7 protein-coding genes are annotated in these 6,795 nt (G+C 45.1%); 4 read left to right on the top strand and 3 right to left on the bottom strand.

Features of this window, described 5'->3' with window-relative positions; translation table 11 throughout:
• The 3 genes from AC1YY3_RS06905 to AC1YY3_RS06895 form a co-directional block, all read left to right on the top strand.
• Positions 1-1,034 (top strand): alpha/beta hydrolase family protein (locus AC1YY3_RS06905; protein WP_482194381.1); only part of this gene is annotated, 1,034 nt, incomplete at its 5' end.
• A 486-nt stretch (positions 1,035-1,520) separates the two neighbouring features.
• The gene (locus tag AC1YY3_RS06900; protein ID WP_481824118.1) at positions 1,521-1,946 is read left to right on the top strand and encodes an ion channel; all 426 of its coding nucleotides are present in this window, start codon (positions 1,521-1,523) and stop codon (positions 1,944-1,946) included.
• Positions 1,947-2,044: 98 nt separating this feature from the next.
• The gene (locus AC1YY3_RS06895; protein WP_481824117.1) at positions 2,045-2,701 is read left to right on the top strand and encodes a pyridoxamine 5'-phosphate oxidase family protein; all 657 of its coding nucleotides are present in this window, start codon (positions 2,045-2,047) and stop codon (positions 2,699-2,701) included.
• Between the two features lie 32 nt (positions 2,702-2,733).
• Here AC1YY3_RS06895 and AC1YY3_RS06890 read toward each other — a convergent pair whose 3' ends face one another.
• The 3 genes from AC1YY3_RS06890 to AC1YY3_RS06880 all read right to left on the bottom strand — a co-directional run bounded on the left by AC1YY3_RS06890 (position 2,734) and on the right by AC1YY3_RS06880 (position 4,740).
• The gene (locus AC1YY3_RS06890; RefSeq protein WP_481824116.1) at positions 2,734-3,621 is read right to left on the bottom strand and encodes an NAD-dependent epimerase/dehydratase family protein; all 888 of its coding nucleotides are present in this window, start codon (positions 3,619-3,621) and stop codon (positions 2,734-2,736) included.
• Between the two features lie 66 nt (positions 3,622-3,687).
• Positions 3,688-4,152, bottom strand: coding sequence for a thiol-disulfide oxidoreductase DCC family protein (locus AC1YY3_RS06885; protein ID WP_481824115.1), 465 nt, complete (start codon positions 4,150-4,152; stop codon positions 3,688-3,690).
• A 60-nt stretch (positions 4,153-4,212) separates the two neighbouring features.
• A complete protein-coding gene (locus AC1YY3_RS06880; protein WP_481824114.1) occupies positions 4,213-4,740 on the bottom strand; it encodes a GbsR/MarR family transcriptional regulator in 528 nt (175 codons plus the stop codon).
• A gap of 307 nt (positions 4,741-5,047) precedes the next feature.
• On the opposite strand from AC1YY3_RS06880, the gene AC1YY3_RS06875 reads away from it, so the two are divergent.
• A complete protein-coding gene (locus AC1YY3_RS06875) occupies positions 5,048-6,793 on the top strand; it encodes a carbamoyltransferase family protein (RefSeq protein WP_481824113.1) in 1,746 nt (581 codons plus the stop codon).
• Positions 6,794-6,795: the final 2 nt, after the last annotated feature.

The following is a 6,795-nucleotide window of genomic DNA, read 5'->3' as shown; positions in this document are numbered from 1 at the left end:
TTACGACAACCGACCGTTTAGGCTTGAGTTTATTGCGGTTTAAACGTAAACCTTGCAAGGATGTCGTCGTGTTGATTCCTGGTTTAACGGCTGCCAGCGACATGTTCATCATGCCGGAAAACTACAATCTCGTCAGTTATCTGCTGGATCATGGCTTTACTGACGTGTGGACTATGGATGGGCGCATCAGCAACCGCTATTATTACAATCTCCAGCGCAATAATTACAACGTGGATGACCTGGCCTTATACGACCATCCAGCAGCCATTGAAACCGTCCGCAAAGCCGTTGGGTCGGATGCGCGTATCCACGTTATCAGCCATTGCTTTGGCGCATTATCATTTGTGATGAGCTTATTTGGCAAAACCACTACTGGAGTGCGCTCCGTGATTGCCAATGGTGTAGGCTTGACACCGTGCGTCCCCTACCCTGCCAAAGTAAAGTTATTGTTAGGGCCATTTTTGACCGATTACGTGTTAGGGCTTGAGTACCTTAATCCTTACTGGCGACGTGAATCCGGTTTCGGTGCTGGCAAGGTACTGGCTAGAGTCATCTCCGCAATCCATCAAGAGTGCGATTCACCCGAATGCCACATGCTAAGTTTCATGTGGGGCTACGGCTTTCCTGTGTTGTATAAGCACGATAACCTACATGAAGTTACGCATAAAAGAGTGGGCGATTTGTTCGGTGGTGTAAGTGTCAATTACTATCGTCATGTCTTGAAAATGCTAAATGCAGGTAATACGGCAGTTAAATACAATCCCAAAGAACCAAAATACCGATCTTTACCCGACAACTATTTTGAACACGCAGCCAGTATTGAAACACCCGTGTTATTTGTTGCTGGGCAGGACAATCAACTTTTCCTTGATTCCAATATTGTGTGTTACGAACGCTTGCAAAAAATTGTACCAGACCGCCATCAACTGCATGTATTCCCTAAATACGGCCATGCCGATGTCATCATAGGCAAAAATGCCGACAAGGATATTTTTCCGCGATTTGTAGAGTTTTTGGAGCAAAATCGGAATTAAAAGCTCGTAAGGGATTCGGGTGCTTTCACTAAGCCTTGGCAACGCGTAAATGTGGTAAACGCAGTGAACCGCATCAATCGCGGGTAGTGGGTTAAACCTGTATTTTTTGATGAACTTATCGGCTTCATGTCTGTGAATTGAGTGTATTTTGGAGTAACAAACCTAGGTTTGTTACTCCGCCCTATCAATCAAGTTACAGGTTTAACCCACTACCCGCGAACGATGCGGTTCGTACCTCACCGCATTCTACATTACCGTATGTTACGGGTTGATAACACTCGCAATCTCGAGGTGATTTAGCTCCAACAATTGCACCAGCTCCGGCATCTAGATGAACGCTTGGAAGATTGGTATAACATACCCCATGACGCGTAATTGTATTAACATAATTACCATACAAACCTAGGTTTGTACTCCTAAGCAAACGCATCAAACATTTTGCAGTTTAATAACTGGCTTATTAGCACTAAGATATTCATAAACATTATGATATTACCTTTTATAATCAATAGTATACTTGTTGCTATCGCCGTGTTGATTCATTATGAGGCACTTAATTTTTTATCGACGCTGATCCCTAAGCTCAAGATAAAGCACCGCTTACGCGTTCTATTTGGTGTTTTTGGTGCGTTATTTGCCCATGTTATCGAAATCTGGTTATTTGCTTTTGCTTATTACTTCAGCATACGTTCAAAGTATTTCGGCTCTTTGGAAGGTGATTTCAATAACAGCCTGATGGATTGCAGCTACTTTTCGTTCACCACTTATACTTCATTAGGCTTCGGCGATATAGAACCGACTGGCGATATCCGGTTTTTGGCGGGTCTGGAAGCCCTTACTGGCTTAGTGTTAATCGGCTGGACGGCTTCTTTTATGTTCCTGGAGATGCAGAAATTGTGGCGGGAAAAATGATGCAACGTTTGCTGGTTAAGCAACTGTGGTCATAAAAGCAAGGTTTAGCACGACAGTTAATCGTCAGTAATCCATTTGTTATAGTGCAGGAGAAAATTATGTCTGAAATTTACGGTACACAACATCGAGCGATACAAGAATCATTTGGCACCAAAAACTTGGCTGATCGGGTCAATGACATAATCGTTGCAGAAGATATTGCCGATGACAGGAAAGGCTTTATTGAAACGCGGGACATGTTCTTTCTGACCACGATAGATCATCGGGGTTATCCCACCTGTTCTTACAAGGGCGGCAATCCTGGCTTTGTGAAAGTGCTGGACAGCAAAACACTGGCATTTCCCAGCTTTGACGGTAACGGCATGTTTCTCTCGATGGGCAATATTACGACCAACAACAAAATCGGGATGTTATTTATCGACTTCGAGACCCCGCACCGTATCCGAGTACACGGCACTGCCAGTATTGACCAGCACGATCCTTTATTCGCAGAATTTCATGATGCCCAATTGGTGGTTAGGGTTGCCATTACCGAAATCTTTGTCAACTGCCCCCGTTACATCCACAAATATCAACGCGTAGCCACATCAAAATATGTCCCGCAAAGCGATTGTGTAACACCCTCAGCGCAATGGAAACGGATTGATGCCGTTCAGGATGTCCTGCCGGAGTGCGATAAAAACATCGCAGAATCATCCGGCGGTATCATCACGCCAGAAGAATACGGTAACCTGCTGCTGAAGGGTGATGCCTAGCACTTTGTTTTGACAGCAGTGCTGGGTTACATTCAGCGATTTATATTGGCTTTCTCGCCATTAACAAACGTCCGATAGCTTCTGGGTGATCGCCCAAGTAATTCTGTAAAAACTGTTACATCACCCGTATTTCCGGCATTCAGCATGGTCAAAGTATCACTACACAAAGGGCTGGCAGGAATGAAATCGCCAATACGTGCAGAAACACCGACAAAGAATGCAGGAATGCTGATATGCAAGGCTTTGGAATGATGCAATTGTTGCCGATAGCTGTCTAACATGCCGCGCATATCGGTGGCTTCCAGACCAACGCAGCTTACGGTTTGGTTTTGGGCATCGGGATTGACAAGCCAACGATTGACGGCATCACAAATATCGTCGATATGGACGGGTTGCAGGCGTTGTTTGCCGCCAGCAGGTAAGGTATGTAAGGGTAATCCTGCCTGAAACCTAAACATTTTTGCACTTGCGCCGTCTTCGCCGTAGATCACGGAAGGTCGCAAGATTAACCACCTTATCTCGTCGGGTAATGCGTTAAGGAAGGCTTCCGGCGCACGGCGGGTTTGGAAATAAGGCGTTTCAATGCCCTTATCCACACCTAATGCGGAGACTTGCACGATGCGTTTAACCCCAGCTTCTTGGCAAGCCGAAAATAAGGCGATGGGGGTTTGTTCATGCAACAGTTTCATGGGTTGTTTGGTACTGTCGCGCAATACACCCACTGCATTAATTACGACATCAATTCCATCCAACTTTGGTAGCCAAGCTTCCTTGGTGGTGTCTTTGCAAAAGTCTACTTCAATATCATCAGGTTGGGAATATTTGCGAACGCCACGTATAACCGTGTGGCCTGCCGCCCGTAAGGTTGCTGTTAAATGGCGGCCAACAAAACCGGTTGCGCCGCAGATTAAGATTTTCATGATTTTCTCCGTAATTACCGAGGTCACTATCCCCTTCTCCCTGAGGGAGAGTGCTGCTATTTGATTCTAATCACCAATCGAACAACGTCCTTCACTACATAACTGACTGCGTTTGTCCGCCTTCCGTGCCGCATATTTGCTCCAAAGCCCAAACATCTCTGGCAAGCCAATCTTTGACAACGTGTAACGGTGCTTAACCACCCAAGGATAAAGTTTTTCAGCCAAAGGTTTGGTGAGCCTGCCGCCCCACAATTTTGCAATCGATGCCATGCCCACCGTTTGGTAAATTACTTCAAATGCTGCCACACCGACCAACCATTTGCCACTGGTATCCTGAGCATGAAGCCGATTCATCATCAGTGTTTTGGTGATGCCTTCTGCTTGAAATGGGCTATCATCAAATCCGTCATCAGAGCAATCAATAAAAGTCAATTGCTTATTGGTATCATGCAGTTTGATGTTCTGCATTTCGCTGTTGCACAAACGGCATGAGGCATCGTAATAAATGGTCAGTGGGTAAGTTGTGTTCATTTATTCTCCAGTATTGTCAGTTGTTTCAGTCATAACAGAAATTAATAAGCAAAAAGACCGTTATTTCAATAGGTTTAAAAAATCCTTAATTTTGCCGCCTAATTTCATCAGTTTCATTAAACAACTTGGGTCAAGCTTCAACATTTGATCGCCCCATTGCGACAAATTTTCCATAAACCCCAAGGCTTCCTTGATGCGTGCCTGGGCTTCTTTGTCTTCCTTGTCCAAATCAGGGCTTTCTAGGCAGTCCCGCAACACTGAAATCGTGGGATCAAATTCGCGTTCTTTGCGTTCTTTTACCACGATTTTAAACAATTGCCAGACATCGCTTGAAGTCGTGAAATGATCACGCCTGTCACCCATGATATGCACGACCTGGATCAAATTCCAATTCTGCAATTCTTTCAAGCTGTTGCTGACGTTGGAACGCGCCACGCCTAAGGTTTCCGTAATCTCATCCGCTGGCATGGGTTTTCCTACAAAGTAGAGCAAGGCATGGATTTGGGCAACCGTGCGGTTAACGCCCCATTTTGAACCCATTTCTCCCCAGTGGAGTACGAATCGTTGTGCGACAGGATTTAAGATCATGGCTAAATTATACAGTTTCTTTTATTTCTTTCAATACAGAAATAAAAGAAACTGCGTGGTTTTTTTGACTTTATCTCTCTTTAAGGTACGAATACTGATGCAACGGGATAACAAGTGATTCTATTTACATTTCATTTTTTGGTTTAATTGTTTATGAGATTACCCTCCTAACCAAGTGTCTCTAAGAATGAGCAGATTCTATATTTATCCATTTATAGGCAATACCTATTAAAGAATTATTAGGTCAGAGCTCAATAAAAACCCTATACTTCGGGTTAAATAATCACACGAGCGAAGCAAAAATGGCATGTCAACCTACTTTATAGGGCTATCGGTCACTTACCACGATTCCGCTTTGGCTATTGTTAGCGAAGACGGCGAGGTGTTGTTTGCCGAAGCGACAGAACGGTTTTTGCAAAATAAACGGGCACTCAATTGCGAACCTGACCAATTGTTTCGCATCCCTGAACTGCTGGCGCAGTATTGTCCTCGTCTCAAAAAGATCGTCATCGCCAGCAATTGGCGGAAAAAACGTCCCATTTACGAGAATGTCATCAAGAAATTAGGCTTTTTGTCCGCTTCTGGCTTATTGAAAACGGGCATCAAAAAACTGCATTCGCCGCTTACAAACAGTCAATTGCACCACATGATGGCCTGCCAGCGTAGCAGCATAGGCCGTGCCGGGCTGAATTTAGTGCGGATTATCCAAGAGTATCATCCCCATTGCGAAATCGAATTTAAGGATTACGACCACCACCTAACCCATGCAGCAATCGCTTGTTATGGCAGTCCATTCGAAGAAGCCGCTTGCGCCGTCATTGATTCTTACGGCGAACATGGCTCGATGGCTTTTTATCGTTATCGCAACCAAAAGCTCGAACAAATCCATGAAGCCAAAGGCCTAAGCAAAGCTAGCTTAGGTCTGTATTACATGAAAATCACTGAGTTATGCGGGTTTGACTGGCTTAAGGGTGAGGAATGGAAGGTCATGGGTTTGGCTTCTTACGGTAAGCTCAACCAAGAACTTTATGATTTATTAAGTGGCATTATTGAGGTAAACGGCTTTAACTGCGCCCATCCCACTGCAAAACTGTTCGAAAACATTGCCAAACTGAAAAAGTTTAAACAGCGTCCTGATAGCACCTTGGAAGAATTAGCTGAAGTGGCTTATACCGGACAGGTTTTCTTTGCTGATTTGGGCACCAAATTGCTGAATCATCTTAATGAAGTCACCCAATGCGAAAAGCTGACTTTGGCGGGTGGTTGTTCCTTGAATTCGTCGTTTAACGGGACGATCACCCAACGCACCGGATTCAAACAGGTGTACATCCCCCCTGCCCCTGCGGATGACGGCTGTGCTTTGGGTGCGGCCTGGTTGGCTTATCATGGAAGCTCTCCCCAAGTGCTTAACCCACCAAAACAGCTATTACCTTACACAGGATCGACAATCAAAGATGACGCTATCGAACGCCTGATAAGCTTCAACCACTCGCTCAACATCCGGCACTTGCCGGACAGCATCACCGCAGAAACCGCACAATTACTGGCAGATGGCAAGCTGGTCGGCTGGGTGCAAGGTCGCGCCGAATATGGCCCACGGGCGTTGGGCAACCGTTCCATACTCGCCGATCCACGAGATGTAAAGATGCAGGATTTAATCAACGAAAAGGTTAAGTTTCGGGAAATGTTCCGCCCGTTTGCACCTTCTATCCTGCATGAATACGCTGATGAATACTTCGAGGATTACCAGGAATCACCTTATATGGACAAAACGCTGAAAATCCGTAAAGCCATGCAAAGCAAAATCGCCGCCGTGTGTCATGTTGATGGAACTGGGCGGCTGCAAACGGTCAAAAGGGGATGGAATCCACGTTTTTACGAATTAATCCTACAGTTTCACCAACTCACCGAAGTCCCAGTACTGCTCAACACCAGCTTTAATATAATGGGCAAACCCCTAGTACATAGCCTGGAAGATGCTATTGCCATGTTTATGACGACTGGCTTGGATGTGCTGGTGGTCAATAACTATTTAATCTCCAAACCCCAATAATC

Source organism: Methyloglobulus sp., from assembly GCF_964779595.1.
Note: the sequence above shows the minus strand (reverse complement) of the source record. Positions and strands in the feature narration are given on the sequence as shown.

Bases quoted from the DNA above. Each gene is read 5' to 3' on its own strand.
- AC1YY3_RS06885 (WP_481824115.1), bottom strand. From the start codon at position 4,152: ATGAACACAACTTACCCACTGACCATTTATTACGATGCCTCATGCCGT.
- AC1YY3_RS06895 (WP_481824117.1), top strand. From the start codon at position 2,045: ATGTCTGAAATTTACGGTACACAACATCGAGCGATACAAGAATCATTT.
- AC1YY3_RS06900 (WP_481824118.1), top strand. From the start codon at position 1,521: ATGATATTACCTTTTATAATCAATAGTATACTTGTTGCTATCGCCGTG.
- AC1YY3_RS06890 (WP_481824116.1), bottom strand. From the start codon at position 3,621: ATGAAAATCTTAATCTGCGGCGCAACCGGTTTTGTTGGCCGCCATTTA.
- AC1YY3_RS06880 (WP_481824114.1), bottom strand. From the start codon at position 4,740: ATGATCTTAAATCCTGTCGCACAACGATTCGTACTCCACTGGGGAGAA.
- AC1YY3_RS06875 (WP_481824113.1), top strand. From the start codon at position 5,048: ATGTCAACCTACTTTATAGGGCTATCGGTCACTTACCACGATTCCGCT.